Here is a 13838-nt window from a genome sequence, read left to right on the forward strand (position 1 = left end):
TATGCGACGCTTTATTGCTCTGTTCGCCATACTGGCTCTGTTGACCGCGGCATGCGGAAGCGGCGATGACTCCGCCGAGGAGGCCACACCTGAGCCCACCGCCGCCGAAGAGCCGGCACCGATGTCCACCCCGATGCCCGCAGACGACACTCCCGCCGTCGAAGAGCCCGAAGTTGACGAACCTGAGCCAGTAACCGAGGTCGAGCCCACGCCGGCACCCGAAGTAGAGCCCACGCCGATCCTCGTGTCGACGGCTGAACCGCTGGAGCGGCCCGAGCCCGTTGACCTCAGCAATCCGGCGTTCAGCGGTGCGGACAAGCTCACCACCGCGGGGCTCGGCTCACTCTTCTTCGGCATGAACCCCGATGTGGCGGCCGAAGCAGTCTCCACCATTTGGACCGGTGGCACCGAGGACGGCACCCCCCGCTGCTACCTGCTGGCCCCGGCCAATGGGCCCGACGGCGTGGTGTTCACGGTGTTCAACAGCAGCATCGAGCGGGCGGACATCACCAACCCGAGCATCACCACCCGGTCGGGAGCCGGCGTGGGCAGCACCGAGGCGCAACTCCACGAGCTGTTCGGGGAGCGACTGGTGGTCTCCCCCTATGCCGACGGCAGCGGCAACTCCATCCAATACGTCCCGGTTGACGAACCGGACGTTGACTACCGGGTGATCTTCGAGACCGACGGCACGTCGGTGACCTCCATGCGGGCCGGCCGGCTGCCCACTGTGGCCCCCGCCGAACCCTGCACCTGATCTCGATAGAGCTGGTTCAACTCCTTAGAACCCTGCACCTGATCTCGATAGAGCTAGTCCAGCTCTTCGGGCATCAGCACGAATTCGGGGTACGCCTCGATTCCGAGCTCGGCGACGTCTTGGCCCATGCGCTCGACGTCGGCTGACACACGCAAGCCCATCACCAGATCCAGCACCTTCCACACCAGCAGCGATGCGATGAACACGAAGGCTCCGATGGACACGATGCCCAACAGCTGAATATGGAATCGACCGCCGGCGGCGATGGTGACCGCCAGGGTTCCCCAAATACCGGCGATGAGGTGGGCGGGAATGGCGCCGACTACATCGTCGACCTTGACCATCTCCAGCACCTTGATGCCGATGGTGCAGAGCAGACCGCCGATGGCGCCGATGATCATCGCCCACCAGTGATCCACCATGGTGGGGCCGGCGGTGATGGCAACGAGTCCGGCAATGGCCCCGTTCAGGCCGGCAAAGAGGTCGATCCTCCCCAAGATCGAGCGGGAGACGGCCAAGGCGGCAATCACGCCGGCCGCGGCGGCCAGATTGGTGTTGACCAGCACGATGGTCATCGCCACCGCATCTTTTGGGGTGCCCAGAGCAAGCTGGGAGCCGCCATTGAACCCGAACCAGCCGAGCCACAGGATGAACACGCCCAGCGTCACCACCAACACGTTGGAGGGCGGAGTCGACTTCACGCTCCCGTCTTTTTTGAACTTGCCCAGGCGGGGACCCACTACCAGCACTCCGGCCAGGGCGGCCCACCCGCCGGTGCCATGGACGATGGTGGAACCGGCGAAGTCCTCGAAGCCCTTCTCGTCGAGCCAACCGCCTCCCCAGGTCCAGGAGCCCACGATGGGATAGATGAATGCGGTCAAGACGAGGGTGAAGGCGAAGAACGACCACATCTTGATGCGCTCGGCAATAGCCCCCGACACGATGGAAGCGGCGGTCGCCACGAAAACCATCTGGAAGAACCAGTCGGACATCACGGCGTATTTGTTGTCCACCACACTGCCGACGGCGCTCGCATCCCCGTCTAACAGAGCTTTCTCGGCGCCCGACGGCCCGTAGAGGAAATCGAAGGTGCCGATCACGTCCCCCACGTCGACGTACATGATGTTGTAGCCGATGATGAAATAGGCCAGGCCAGCGATGGAATAGATGCCGATGTTCTTGAGGCAGATCATGGAGGCGTTCTTGGTGCGGACCGCGCCGGACTCCAGCATTGTGAAGCCCGCACACATCCACATCACCAATGCACCCCAGATCAAGAACGCAAAGGTGTTAAATACAAATTGATCTGGCAGCTCGACCATCGTTTCAGCTTAGAGGAAAGACACTGAGGGCCGCCGTATGTCGGTGAGCGCTCGTAACACCGAATAGGCAGTGACCGCGCTGGTCCGGGGGTTGTCCGGAGAGGCGGCGTTCTCGAATGACAGCTCATAGGTCCCGGCCACCCCCGAGGCGGTCACCACATGGCGTACCCGGGTGGCTGCCGGATCGCCCACCATCTGTACCCGAACTCCGTCGAATCCCACGGTGGCCAGCGACAGGGTGGCGGTCACGTTGGCCGACTCTGGAAATAGGGCGCAGGCTTGTCGGGCCGGGCCGTCAAACACCGTGATCGGCTCGGAGCCGCTGGCCAGGGCATCCAGCACGGTCTCATCCATCCACGGGCGGCTCAGCGCCGCAGCGGGCTTAGTGCTGGTGATGGCCACTTCGTCCAACGGCCCGAAGAGCATGGCCGCCCGCAGGATGTCGAACCCGCCGATGGCACCGGTACACAGGAACAAGCGCCCACCCTCTGCCTTCTTCAACTCGGCTGCGAGGTCTTCGTCGGCGAGGGCACCGATGCTCACCACCACCAGATCGATGCCCGACTCCCTTACCGCCACCCCGTGCTCGCGGAGTGCCCCATGGCCGGCCGCTTCAACGACGACATCTGACCGGGACAGCAGCGAACCAAGATCGTCCACCCGCAAGGGGTGGTCGACAACGAGATCGAAAACCGCAGTCAACTCGGCCCCTTCGACTGCCCCTTGCGCCAACTCGCGGGCCACCACCGAACCGATGGCCCCGCAGCCGATCAGTCCGACTCGCAGCACCGAGTCAGGATATCCCCCACGCTCCCATTGACATTGCTCTCCTCCCATGGCGCGCTCGATTGGTACCCTCAGGACATGGGCCGGACAAGCATGGCAGGCTGAGAATCGTGAACGGCGACGTGCGAGTCAAGTTGCCTGCGGCACAGGGATATGCCCGCATGGCAGAGATCGCCGCCGAGCATGCCGCCACCCATCAGGGATTCCCCCCCGATGAAGTCGCCGATCTCAGCCAAGCCATCAAAGAGGCGGTGCTGCTGCTGTTGGATCCGGAATTGCCCGACGGGTCAATGGCATTCGATTACCAGAGCAAAGCCGGAATTGTGACCGTTGAAGCCCAAATCGAGCAGCGGGGAAGGAAGCCCATCCCCCATGATCGGATCGATCGGTTCGAATCCACCGCGGGCTCGCTGGTGGACTCTTGGAAGCTCGACCCCGACGAGCATCGCCTGTGGCTGCAAAAGTCGGCCAACTCCAACTCCACCTAGCTCACACGCCGGTGGAGCCGAATCCTCCCGAGCCCCGAGAGGTCGGGGGCAACTCTTTGACTTCGACAAAATTGGCCTGCTCCACCTTCTGGAGCACGAGCTGGGCGATCCGATCACCGCGGCGCACGGTGAACGGCTCGGCCGGGTCGGTGTTCACCAGCAGCACCTTCAACTCGCCTCGATAGCCGGAATCGATCAGCCCCGGCGTGTTCAAACAGGTGACCCCATGGCGCAGCGCCAACCCGCTTCGGGGCTGCACAAACCCGGCATATCCCTCGGGGATGGCAATGAACGTGCCGGTGGGCACCAGGCCTCGACCACCTCCCGGGGCCAGCTCAACGTCTTCGCTGGCCACCAGGTCGGCCCCAGCATCGCCTTCGGTGGCGTAGCGGGGAAACGGCAGGTCAGGACGGCTGCGGACAATGGGGATCTCCAACACGGCGGTGACACTACCTGGCCTGAGCAGAGACTTCTCCCGATCTGAGCGATTACCCGCCGACTCAGGTTTTTCAGACCCCAACCTCTAGGGTCAACTCAAGATGCTGGCTTGGATGGACTTGGAGATGACGGGGTTAGACCCGGCCACTGACGTGATCGTGGAGATCGCCACGCTCATCACCGATGACAACCTGGAACTGGTGGCAGAAGGCCCTGACCTGGTGGTTTCAGCCTCCCCTGAGGCATTGGCCTCGATGCAAGACGTAGTAGTGGAGATGCACACCAAAAGCGGGCTGCTAGATCAGATCAAAGCATCCACGCTCAGCTTGGAAGCTGCGGGCGAGATGACCCTGGCCTTCCTCAAAGAGCACATCGACAAACCCCGCACCGTGCCGCTGTGCGGCAACTCCATCGGAGTCGATCGCCGCTTCTTGGCTGCCCAGCTTCCCGAGGTGGAGCACTTCTTGCACTACCGCTCCATCGACGTCTCCACCATCAAGGAACTGGCTCGGCGGTGGAACTCCAAGGCATTTCAGCAGGCGCCCAAGAAGGCCAAGGGCCATCGGGCCCTCGACGACATCCGCGAGAGCCTCGATGAGCTCCGCCACTACCGCGAACAGTTTTTTGCAATTCCCACGGAGGCTGGTGGATGACCGAGCGGCCTCGCAAGCAGGAACAGGAGGAAGCCACCACCGAGATCACTGAGGTAGCTCCCGGTGTGCTCCGCACAATGTTGCCAATCAACCTGCCAGGGTTAGGCCATGTGAACTGCTACATGATGGAAGACGAACGGGGCGTCGCAGTAGTCGACCCCGGCCTTCCCGGCCCCGAATCTTGGAGCGCCCTGGTCGACCGGCTTGACCGGGCCGGCTACAAGGTGGGGGACGTACACACCGCCATCATCACCCACTCCCACTTCGACCATTTCGGCGGTGCCGAGCGGCTTCGAGAAGAGGCCGGAGCCGATATCTTGACCCACGAGAGCTTTCGCCCGATCTGGGATCGCCGCGAGACCACAGAAACCCACGATGCCGAGGACAATGCCACCGATGAGGAGATCTTTGAGCGAATCGAGGAGAGCTTCCGCTCGTTCACCCCGTGGGGAACCGAGAGGACTCCGCCCAGCCGGGAGTACATCCAGCGGTTCCGAGCCAAGGACAACCTCCACGCTCGCTGGTTCCAGACCCCCAAGCCGTCGGTAAAGGTTGTAGACAGCCAAGTGGTTCGCTTCGCCCGCCGGGACTGGGTGGCGCTGCACACCCCGGGTCACACCGGCGATCATCTCTGCCTCTACGATCCTGAGCACGGCGCGGTGTTCTCCGGCGACCACGTGCTGCCCACCATCACGCCGCACATCGCTGGGCGCAGCGACACCGATGACTCTCTGGCCGAGTTCTTCGACTCGCTGGACCGTATGAAGACGCTGGATGGGGCCACCGTGGCCCTGCCCGCTCACGGACACCCGTTTTCCGATATAGGGGCCAGAGCAGATCACATCTGCGACCACCATCACGAGCGGTTGAATGTGCTTCGCCATGCCAGCAGCCAGTTGGGATGCGCCACCGTGGAGGAGTTCATGCGGGTGCTGTTCAGCGAGCGGGCCTGGGGCGACATGGCCGCCAGTGAGACCTTCGCCCACCTGGTGCATCTCAAGGTGATCGGCGAGGCCCGCCAAGACGTCACCCCCGACGGGCTGACGACGTTCGAAATCAAGCCCGGGCTGTAGTAGTCGGTTCTGAGAGCAAATTGATCGGGAAATAAATTGACATCGCGCTCAATACACTGTTGAGTAGTGGTCATGTTCGCCAGGAGCTATCTCGCCGTCGGCTGCTCAAGCCGCGCCGCGCGCGTAGCGATGGCTGACATGGCCCAAATTCACCAGAGCTATTGGCCGGCCAACCCCACACCGTGTGTGTTTGGTCACAAGACTGCCGGCACAAGGCCTCGGGGAGGATCCACGTAGAGCACCTACAAGGATCAAATACCTACCGAGGCCGCCGGAAAAATCCGGCGGCCTTTTCAGTTTGTAACCACCACCCAACCAACCAATTGAAAGCACCTAACCGAAGACCCCCGAAAGGAGAGAAACATGGAGGCCCTGCTCTTTGAAAACGCACCGTGGCGCTTGGAGGCCGCGTGCCGCACCATCGACGCCTCGCTTGGGGAGATCTTCTTCTCCGACGAGCTCCAGAACATCTCCCGGGCCAAGGCCATCTGCGCCGAGTGCCCGGTAATGGCCGAGTGCCTGGAAGGCGCCATCGCTCGCCGCGAGCCGTGGGGCGTGTGGGGCGGCCAGCTGTTCCGCAACGGCAAGGTGCTGACCAGCAAGCGTCGTCGGGGTCGCCCGGCCAAGGTGCCCCGTCCCGAGGACGAGTTTGTCCAGGTGCCGGTGCCCGTACACCTGCGTGAGCGGCTCCGTTCGGCTTGATGGCCGGTTTGGCCTGATGGCCAGGCGGAACCGCCCGCTGGCCACAGCAAGGCAGATCGTCGCTGCGGCGCTGATCGTCATCGTCGCCGGCTCCTGTGGATCGGGAGCCGGCGACGATGTCCAAGCGACAGAAATCGAGTTCGAGCTGCTCAACGAGGGCACCGCCACCGTTGGCGATTTCCTCGACCGTCCGGTGGTGCTCAACTTCTTCGCTTCCTGGTGTCCACCGTGCATAACGGAGATGCCCGCGCTGGAGTCCGTCCAACAGCAGCGGGCCGACATCGCCTTCGTCGGCCTGGCCTACAACGACACCCCCACACGAGCCCGAGAGATCGTGGCCGACACCGGGGTGACCTATCCCACCGGCATAGACCCCGGCTCGGCCATCGGGAATGCCTATGGGATTCAAAACATGCCCACCACGCTGTTCATCACCCCTGACGGCGAGGTCGCCTATCGGCACATCGGCGGCCTGACCGCCGACCAGATCACCGAACACATAGACACGCATCTAACCCCGTAACCTTCAGGTTGTGTTCGACCTCGACCTGGCGGTTCCGTTCGGCGCTGGTCTAGTGGCCGCAGTCAACCCGTGCGGGTTCGCCATGCTGCCGGCCTATTTGGCCTACTTCCTGGGCATCGGCAGCCAAGACCAGTCCACCGACACCGGCCGCAACGTCCTTCGAGGATTGCTGGTCGGGCTCACCCTCACTGCTGGCTTTGTGGCCTTCTTCGGCATCATCGGCGCGCTCACCTCGTCGCTCATCTCCACTTCGACGATTGCCGACCGGGGCCCGTGGATCACGCTGGTGATCAGCGGGCTCATGGTGGTGCTGGGCATCGCCATGCTGGCCGGCTTCGAGCCCAAGATATCCGTGCCCCGGCTGTCCAAAGGGGGCGACAGCCAGGGGCTTCTCTCCATGTTCTTGTTCGGGGTCTCTTATGCCGTGGTGTCGCTGGGATGTGCCAGCCCGGTGTTCTTCGGCAGCGTGAGCGGCTCGTTCAGCACCGACGGCGTGTGGGAGGGCACCGTGCGATTCTTGGCCTACGCCCTCGGGATGGGGCTGGTCATCACCTTTTTGACTTTGGCCGTGGCCATGGGACGCTCCGGGGTCACCGCTCACATGCGCCGCCTGCTACCCCACATCAACAAAATCTCGGGAGGCTTCCTGGTGGTGGCCGGTGTGGTGCTCGGGTTCTACGGCTGGTGGGAAGTCCAAGTGCTCCTGCGCGACGACTTCGAGGCCAACAACCCGTTTGTGGAGGCCTCCAACCGGGTGTCCCTCCGATTGGAGAACTGGATCATCGACGTGGGCGGCAACCGCTTCGGCCTGGCCACCGCGTTCTTGGTGCTGGCCGTGCTGCTATGGGCGTTCCGCCGCAGCATCCCCCGACCCTGGCTGGCCGCGGTTTCTCTCGTTGTGACCGTGGGCTACGCCTTGTCGGAGGCAATCCAATACCAGGGCGACCTGTTGGCGCTGCCGATCGCGCGAACCATCGCAGCAATCCCCGAGCGAGTGGGCAATTGGTTCACCGAGCCAGGTCGGTGGCCGGTGCTGTGGGAGGTACTGCTCGCGGTGATCGTGGGCATTGTGCTGTGGATCCGTCTTCGGCCCCGGAGCGACCCCGGGCCGCCTCTGGCCGAGAGCGGTGGCGCATAGCTTGTCGCTTGCACCCCGGGACGCAATTGCTGTCGGAATAGGCGGGCTGGCCGGGGCGGGCACGCGCTGGGCGCTGGTCGAGGCGCTGCCGGCCACCGACATTTGGCCCTGGGGGGTGCTGGCCGTCAACCTGGCCGGCTGTCTGGTGCTCGGCTATCTGGCCGCCGCCGCTTGGTCGGCCCGGGCCGAGCTGCCGATGACCCTCGGACTGGGAACCGGCTTCTGCGGCAGCCTGACCACGTTCTCGGCGCTGACCGTGGATGTGGCCAACATGGCCCGCGACGGCGACTGGGGATTCGCCGCCGGCTATCTGGCCCTCTCCGTGTTGGGCGGGGTGGCACTGGCCGTCGTCGGCGCCGCGCTTCGCAAAACCCAAGTGAGGCAAGCCCAGTGACCGCCCTCGGATTCGTCGTGCTGGCGGTGGCCGGAACACTGCTTCGAGCTGCCACCGCCCAGCGCTTCAATGCGCCGACCTGGCCGTGGGGCACCCTCGGGGTAAACGTGCTCGGCAGCTTCGCCTTGGGGCTTCTGGCTGGCAGCGGCAACCCGGTTCTAACCGCAGTGGGGATCGGCGGCCTCGGCTCGCTGACCACGTTGTCGACCCTTGCTGTCGAGCTAACCTCCCTCCCCCGCTCCCGAGCCATCGCCTACGCCGCTGCCACCCTCGTTATCGGCCTCGCCGCAGCCGCCGCGGGGCTGGCCATCTCGGATTAGCGACTTGCATCAGAGAACGTCGCGGCCGAGGTAGGGGCGCAGCACCTCGGGGATCACCACTGAGCCGTTGGGCTGGCGGTGGGTTTCGACCAGGGCGGCCCACACCCGGGGGACGGCGAGAGCGGAGCCGTTGAGGGTGTGGAGGATGCGGGTGCCCTTTCCTTCGGTGGGGCGGTAGCGGAGGTTGGCTCGGCGGGCCTGGTAGTCGGAGTACCACGAGACCGACGACACCTCCAGCCACTGGTCGGCGCCGGGGGCGTACACCTCCACGTCCCACGACCGGTGGTGGGCCTGGCCCAAATCGCCGGTGCAGATGTCCACGATGCGGTAGGCCAAGCCCAGATCGGCCACCGCCGCCTCGGCCCGTTCCAGGATCTCGGCGTGAATGGCGGGGGCCTGGTCGGGGGTGGCGTACGCCAAGATCTCCACCTTGTCGAACTCGTGGACCCGCAGCAGACCCCGGGTGTCTCGCCCCGCGGCGCCGGCCTCTCGGCGATAGCAGGATGTGTGGGCCATCATCCTCATGGGCAGGTCGGCTTCGTCGAGGATCTCGCCGGAGGCCAGCGAAGTGAGCGGTACTTCGGCGGTGGGAATGGCCCACAGGTCGTCCCGCTCCAACCAGTAGGCGTCATCGGCAAACTTGGGGAGCTGGCCGGTGCTCACCATGACCTCGCTGTGGACCAGGGTGGGCGGGCGGATCTCCTCGTAGCGGTCGGCGTTGCGATCGAGCCCGAATTGGACCATGGCCCGAGCCAGGGAAGCCCCCGGACCCCGGAGCATGGCGAACATCGAGCCCGACAGCTTGGCCGCGCGCTCCATGTCCAACCAGCCGGCCTCCACTGCGAACTCCCAATGGGGGATCCGCTGGTGCTCGCCGTAGGAATCGGGGTCGAAGTTCTCCACCCGCAGTACCGGGTTGTCAGTCTCATCAACCCCGTCAGGAGCATCAGCGGCCGGCAGGTTGGGGATGTGCAGCAGCAGAGCGTGGATTTCGTCGGCTACTGCTTCGGCCTCGGCGGCCAGGGCTTTCTGCTGCTCGCCCAGCTTGCGGCTCTCGGCCGCGGCTTCATCGGCCTCGCCGTCGCGGCCATCGCGCTTGAGCTGGCCGACCTGCTGGGACAGCTCCTTGACCTCATGGCGCATCGCATCGCGCTCGGTGGTGAGATGGCGGTGGCGCTCATCCAGGGCAGCCACCTGCTCGAGCTCCGACAGGTCGATCCCCCGGCGGGCCAACGCAGACTGCACCGCGTGGTAGTCGGTGCGTACCAGACGCAGATCGATCATCGAGACCCGTTAGTGGAGTTGGAGCCGTTGGAGCCGGAAGTGGCCGGAACCCGGGTGTCAGCGGCGATAGGCCCCGAGGGAATCGCGGTCACCACCCGCATTTGGGTGTTGGCCCGCTGCTGGACACCGGCCCAGCGGAAGAAGAGCACCCCGATCCACGTCCACAGATACATGCCGCCCACCACCTTCATGATCAGCCCGGCGGCTTGCTGATCAGTCTGAAGGCCGATGCCCCACAAGCGCACGTCGTGGTCGTACGCGCTGTACACCGCCCCTTGGGCAAATGTCAGGAATCCGCCGGGCACGGTGGGCACCACCGACATCAAGAACAGGTAGACCATCTTGCCGGTAGGGCGCATGTGCAGCTCGGGGATGGGGCCGCACACCGGCAGCCACATCAGCATCGCCGAGCCGAACAGCAGCAGGTGGACGAAGTAGTGCAGCGCGCCGCTCTCCACCGAGGTGTTGACCACCCAGGGGATGTGGCTCACCGCCACCATGAAGTTGAACAAGATCCCGGCGGCCACCGGGCGGGCCAGCCGCTGCACCCAGACCCCCACGCTGCCGTCGCCGCTGAGCGCCAGCCGAGCCAGCCATTCGGGAATCGCCGCCCACAGCAGCGGGGGCACCACCAAGGTGATGAGCAGGTGCTGGACCATGTGGACCGAGTACAGGTACTCCTCGGAGATATCGTGCATCGGCCAGTCGCTGGCCACCCACAGCAACACCATCGCCCCGACAAAGGCCAGCTTGTGATAGCGGGTGAAGGGGGCCTCGTCGGCTGGAGCGGCTTTGGGGGCGATGATCCGGGCTGCGTACCAGGCCATGGCGATGGCGGCCAGCAGGATGATCCAGACCTCGGCGTGGGGCTGGTACCGCCAGATATCGGTGTCGGCCGCGAAGACCACGACGGCCAGTCCGTCTACCAGAAGCGGAATGCGGTCAACATGACCATGTATACCGCCATGGCCAGTATCAGACCGAACACAAATAATCGCCAGAAGATCGGAGCGTCGAACTTCAGGTGCATGAAGAAGGCCACCACCAAAAAGAACTTCAGCAGCATCATGATCACGAGCATGATGATGATGGCGGTGTCGCCCCACCCGTGCACCGTCTCGAAGTAGGTGAACACCTCGAACGCGGTGAGCAAAGCGAGGTAGATGGCCACCTTGATATAGAGCCAGTTCGATGGATGGGCGTGACCGCCCGCGGACGCGTGCTGCTCGGACGCGTGGGCCGTGTCTTGGGAATCGGGAGTGACGGTGGCCATTGCGAATCCTATTGCGGGAAGAGGTACACGATCGTGAAGATCACGATCCAAACGATATCGACAAAGTGCCAGTACAAGCCGATGATTTCCACGGTCTCGGCTCGCTCCGGACCCAGGTTGCCCCGTAGCGACATCACGAACAGCGACATGAGCATGATGATGCCGATGGTGACGTGGGCGCCGTGGAAGCCGGTCAGGGCGTAGAAGGCCGAGCCGAACAGGTTGGTGGTGAACCCGAGGCCCTCGCTGTAGAAGGCGGTGAACTCGTACACCTGCCCGGCCACGAAGGTGGCCCCTAGCGCGGCGGTGGTGGCCAGCCAGATGCGGTTGCCCCGCAGATCGCCCCGGGCGATCGACGACACCGCGAACACCATGGTCAGCGAGCTCATCAACAGCACGAATGAGCTGACCGAGGTGAACGGGATGTCGAATACATCCTCGGGACCGGGGCCCCGGGCGATGCGCCCCTTGTTGAACATGTAAGTGGAGATGAGCCCGCCGAACAGCAGGCACTCCGACCCCAGGAACACCCACATGGCCAGCTTCTCGTTGGAGAGGCCGGTGCTGGTGTGGTGCTCCTCGGTATGAGCGGGGGTCTCAGCGGTCATCGTCTCAGCCAACGCTCGCAGCCTCCTCGGTCTCAGCCGACGCCGACTCGCCGTTGCCGCTGGGCCCGCCGTTGCTGTCGGGGTCGCCATGGTCGTCGTCATCGTCATGGTGGTCGTCGTGGTGGCCAGCGGCATCGGGATCGTCGGCCGGCTCCAGAATCCAGCCGTAGATGGCCCCCACCAAGAAAATCAGCCCGGCGGCGGCCAGCCAGAGGTTGTAGATGAGGCCGTAGCCCACCAGCAGGATGCCCCCGCCCAAAACGATGGGCCAGTACGACGGGGACGGCAGGTGAACGTTGGTGTTGCTGCCGTCGTGGGCAACTTCTTCGGCGGTCGCGGCCCTCACAATCCGGCCGCTCTCGTCTTTGCCGTACTTGCGGTGCCAGAAATGGTCAAGGCGATCCACCTCGATGTCCTCATCGAAGTTGTGCTCGGGCACCGGGGAGGCGGTCATCCATTCCAGCCCCCGGGCATCCCACGGGTCGGGGCCCACGTCGGGTCGACCGGCCCGCCGCCAATTCCGGGTGCTCACGTACACATTCCAGAAGAACATGGCCACGCCGACGGCGATGACAAAGGCTCCGATGGTGGCCACCATGTTCCACAGCGCGAAGCCCTCATCGGCTCGGTAGGTGGCGATGCGCCGGGACATGCCCTGCAAGCCGAGGATGTGCATGGGTCCGAACGTGAAGTTGAACCCGATGAGCATCACCCAGAAGCTGGCCTTGCCCCACGCTTCGCTGAGCTTGTAGCCGAACGCCTTGGGCCACCAGTAGTAGAAGCCGCCGAACAGCCCGAGCAGCGCCCCGCCGAAGATCACATAGTGGAAGTGGGCCACGATGTAATAGGTGTCGGTCTGCTGGGTGTCGGACGGCGCGATGGAGTGGGTCACCCCCGAGAGCCCGCCGATGGTGAACATCGACACCACGCCCACGGCGTAGAGCATGGGGGTGGTAAATCGCAATCGACCCCGGTACATGGTGGCCAGCCAGTTGAGGATCTTCACCCCGGTGGGCACGGCGATGAACATGGTTGACACCGAGAACGCGGCCACCGAAAGCGGTCCCACACCGGAGGTGAACATGTGGTGGGCCCACACGCCCCAGCCCATGAAGCCGATGGCGATGCCGGAGGCAACCATGAAGTGGTAGCCGAACAGCGGCTTGCGGGAGAACGTGGGGATGATCTCCGACACGATCCCGAAAGCGGGCAGGATCAGGATGTACACCTCGGGGTGGCCGAATATCCAGAACAGGTGCTGCCATAGCAGCGGATCGGCCCCGGCCTCCACGTTGAAGAAGTTGGCGTCCCACAGCCGGTCGAACATCAACAGGAACAGGGCCACGGTGATGACCGGGAGGGCGAACAGCAACAGGAACTGGGTGATGAGCAGCATCCAGGTGAGCACCGGCATCCGGAAGAAGCTCATCCCCGGCGTTCGCATATTCAAGACAGTGACAATCAAATTGATGGCGCTGACCAGCGAGGCAATGCCGAGTATCTGCAAACCCACTGCATAGAAGTCGATGCCCTTGGAGGGTGAGAAGAGCAGGCCGGTGTTGGGGGCGTAGGCGAACCAGCCGCCGTCGGGGGCGTTCTGGAACCAGCCGCCGACCAGGATCGAGGAGGTGAGCAGCAGACCGCCGGCTAGGAAGCACCAGAAGCTGAAGGCGTTGAGACGGGGGAAGGCCACGTCTCGGGCCCCCACTTGCAGGGGAAGCAGGTAGTTGGCGAAGGCGGCGGCCATGGGCATGATCACCAGGAACACCATGGTCACGCCGTGCATGGTGAACACGCCGTTGTAGGTGCCGGCCCCGATCACCGATCCGTTGGGGGTGGCGAGTTGGAGCCGGATGAACAGGGCTTCGGCGCCGCCGACGAGGAAGAAGAACAGGGCGGCCGCGCCGTACATGATGCCGATGCGCTTGTGGTCGACGGTGAATAGCCAGCTCCTCCAGCCCTCGCTGCCCTGGGGCCGGGTGAAGATGCCGAGCGGGCGATGGGCAATGGCCGGACCCGCTGGCAGCGCGAGGGTCTCCTCGGGGGCGGTGATCGTGCGGTCGGTGATGGTCATCGGCT

At 64.3% G+C, this 13838-nt stretch carries 17 protein-coding genes; 9 read left to right on the forward strand and 8 right to left on the reverse strand.

Features of this window, described 5'->3' with window-relative positions; genetic code table 11:
- Position 1: 1 nt before the first annotated feature.
- Entirely contained in the window at positions 2 to 757 is a 756-nt protein-coding gene (locus ACOGI7_RS12040; RefSeq protein ID WP_419849002.1) for a hypothetical protein, read from the forward strand.
- 53 nt (positions 758 to 810) lie between these two features.
- Here ACOGI7_RS12040 and ACOGI7_RS12045 read toward each other — a convergent pair whose 3' ends face one another.
- Positions 811 to 2079, reverse strand: coding sequence for an ammonium transporter (locus tag ACOGI7_RS12045; RefSeq protein ID WP_419849003.1), 1269 nt, complete (start codon positions 2077 to 2079; stop codon positions 811 to 813).
- 9 nt (positions 2080 to 2088) lie between these two features.
- Positions 2089 to 2868 (reverse strand): aspartate dehydrogenase, encoded by a 780-nt coding sequence (locus ACOGI7_RS12050; protein WP_419849004.1) that lies wholly within the window; start codon positions 2866 to 2868, stop codon positions 2089 to 2091.
- 107 nt (positions 2869 to 2975) lie between these two features.
- On the opposite strand from ACOGI7_RS12050, the gene ACOGI7_RS12055 reads away from it, so the two are divergent.
- On the forward strand, positions 2976 to 3353 hold the full coding sequence (locus ACOGI7_RS12055; RefSeq protein WP_419849005.1) for a hypothetical protein: 378 nt from the start codon (positions 2976 to 2978) through the stop codon (positions 3351 to 3353).
- A 1-nt stretch (position 3354) separates the two neighbouring features.
- Here ACOGI7_RS12055 and dut read toward each other — a convergent pair whose 3' ends face one another.
- Entirely contained in the window at positions 3355 to 3792 is a 438-nt protein-coding gene (dut, locus tag ACOGI7_RS12060; protein ID WP_419849006.1) for a dUTP diphosphatase, read from the reverse strand.
- A 100-nt stretch (positions 3793 to 3892) separates the two neighbouring features.
- On the opposite strand from dut, the gene orn reads away from it, so the two are divergent.
- The 7 genes from orn (at position 3893) to ACOGI7_RS12095 (ending at position 8594) form a co-directional block, all read left to right on the forward strand.
- Positions 3893 to 4444, forward strand: coding sequence for an oligoribonuclease (gene orn, locus ACOGI7_RS12065; RefSeq protein WP_419849007.1), 552 nt, complete (start codon positions 3893 to 3895; stop codon positions 4442 to 4444).
- Positions 4441 to 5517 carry an MBL fold metallo-hydrolase gene (locus ACOGI7_RS12070; protein ID WP_419849008.1) on the forward strand — a complete coding sequence of 359 codons (1077 nt, stop codon included), beginning with the start codon at positions 4441 to 4443 and terminating at the stop codon, positions 5515 to 5517. The genes orn and ACOGI7_RS12070 overlap by 4 nt, the downstream gene beginning before the upstream one ends.
- Positions 5518 to 5880: 363 nt before the next feature.
- Entirely contained in the window at positions 5881 to 6219 is a 339-nt protein-coding gene (locus ACOGI7_RS12075; RefSeq protein ID WP_419849009.1) for a WhiB family transcriptional regulator, read from the forward strand.
- A 16-nt stretch (positions 6220 to 6235) separates the two neighbouring features.
- Positions 6236 to 6742, forward strand: coding sequence for a TlpA family protein disulfide reductase (locus tag ACOGI7_RS12080; RefSeq protein ID WP_419849010.1), 507 nt, complete (start codon positions 6236 to 6238; stop codon positions 6740 to 6742).
- A gap of 10 nt (positions 6743 to 6752) precedes the next feature.
- Positions 6753 to 7880, forward strand: coding sequence for a cytochrome c biogenesis CcdA family protein (locus ACOGI7_RS12085; RefSeq protein ID WP_419849011.1), 1128 nt, complete (start codon positions 6753 to 6755; stop codon positions 7878 to 7880).
- A gap of 1 nt (position 7881) precedes the next feature.
- On the forward strand, positions 7882 to 8274 hold the full coding sequence (locus tag ACOGI7_RS12090) for a fluoride efflux transporter FluC (RefSeq protein WP_419849012.1): 393 nt from the start codon (positions 7882 to 7884) through the stop codon (positions 8272 to 8274).
- Complete coding sequence (locus ACOGI7_RS12095; protein ID WP_419849013.1) at positions 8271 to 8594, forward strand: fluoride efflux transporter FluC; 324 nt, start codon at positions 8271 to 8273, stop codon at positions 8592 to 8594. The genes ACOGI7_RS12090 and ACOGI7_RS12095 overlap by 4 nt, the downstream gene beginning before the upstream one ends.
- A 9-nt stretch (positions 8595 to 8603) precedes the next feature.
- On the opposite strand, the gene serS is transcribed toward ACOGI7_RS12095, so the two are convergent.
- The 5 genes from serS to ctaD are packed head-to-tail and all read right to left on the reverse strand — an operon-like array spanning position 8604 to position 13833.
- A complete protein-coding gene (serS, locus tag ACOGI7_RS12100) occupies positions 8604 to 9878 on the reverse strand; it encodes a serine--tRNA ligase (protein ID WP_419849014.1) in 1275 nt (424 codons plus the stop codon).
- On the reverse strand, positions 9875 to 10786 hold the full coding sequence (locus ACOGI7_RS12105) for a cytochrome c oxidase assembly protein (RefSeq protein WP_419849015.1): 912 nt from the start codon (positions 10784 to 10786) through the stop codon (positions 9875 to 9877). Before ACOGI7_RS12105 ends, serS begins: the two co-directional genes overlap by 4 nt.
- 14 nt (positions 10787 to 10800) lie before the next feature.
- Complete coding sequence (locus ACOGI7_RS12110; protein ID WP_419849016.1) at positions 10801 to 11151, reverse strand: cytochrome C oxidase subunit IV family protein; 351 nt, start codon at positions 11149 to 11151, stop codon at positions 10801 to 10803.
- A gap of 8 nt (positions 11152 to 11159) precedes the next feature.
- Entirely contained in the window at positions 11160 to 11759 is a 600-nt protein-coding gene (locus ACOGI7_RS12115; protein WP_419849017.1) for a cytochrome c oxidase subunit 3, read from the reverse strand.
- A gap of 4 nt (positions 11760 to 11763) precedes the next feature.
- Positions 11764 to 13833: a cytochrome c oxidase subunit I gene (gene ctaD, locus ACOGI7_RS12120; RefSeq protein WP_419849018.1), complete on the reverse strand. Its 2070-nt coding sequence runs from the start codon at positions 13831 to 13833 to the stop codon at positions 11764 to 11766.
- Positions 13834 to 13838 lie beyond the last annotated feature (5 nt).

This window comes from Candidatus Poriferisocius sp. (genome assembly GCF_965204145.1).
Taxonomy (GTDB): domain Bacteria; phylum Actinomycetota; class Acidimicrobiia; order Acidimicrobiales; family Bin134; genus Poriferisocius.

Excerpts from the sequence above, each read along its gene's own strand:
- ACOGI7_RS12040 (WP_419849002.1), top strand. The coding sequence starts at position 2 with ATGCGACGCTTTATTGCTCTGTTCGCCATACTGGCTCTGTTGACCGCG.
- ACOGI7_RS12045 (WP_419849003.1), bottom strand. The coding sequence starts at position 2,079 with ATGGTCGAGCTGCCAGATCAATTTGTATTTAACACCTTTGCGTTCTTG.
- orn (WP_419849007.1), top strand. The coding sequence starts at position 3,893 with ATGCTGGCTTGGATGGACTTGGAGATGACGGGGTTAGACCCGGCCACT.
- ACOGI7_RS12070 (WP_419849008.1), top strand. The coding sequence starts at position 4,441 with ATGACCGAGCGGCCTCGCAAGCAGGAACAGGAGGAAGCCACCACCGAG.
- ACOGI7_RS12075 (WP_419849009.1), top strand. The coding sequence starts at position 5,881 with ATGGAGGCCCTGCTCTTTGAAAACGCACCGTGGCGCTTGGAGGCCGCG.
- ACOGI7_RS12080 (WP_419849010.1), top strand. The coding sequence starts at position 6,236 with ATGGCCAGGCGGAACCGCCCGCTGGCCACAGCAAGGCAGATCGTCGCT.
- serS (WP_419849014.1), bottom strand. The coding sequence starts at position 9,878 with ATGATCGATCTGCGTCTGGTACGCACCGACTACCACGCGGTGCAGTCT.
- ACOGI7_RS12110 (WP_419849016.1), bottom strand. The coding sequence starts at position 11,151 with ATGGCCACCGTCACTCCCGATTCCCAAGACACGGCCCACGCGTCCGAG.
- ACOGI7_RS12115 (WP_419849017.1), bottom strand. The coding sequence starts at position 11,759 with ATGACCGCTGAGACCCCCGCTCATACCGAGGAGCACCACACCAGCACC.
- ctaD (WP_419849018.1), bottom strand. The coding sequence starts at position 13,833 with ATGACCATCACCGACCGCACGATCACCGCCCCCGAGGAGACCCTCGCG.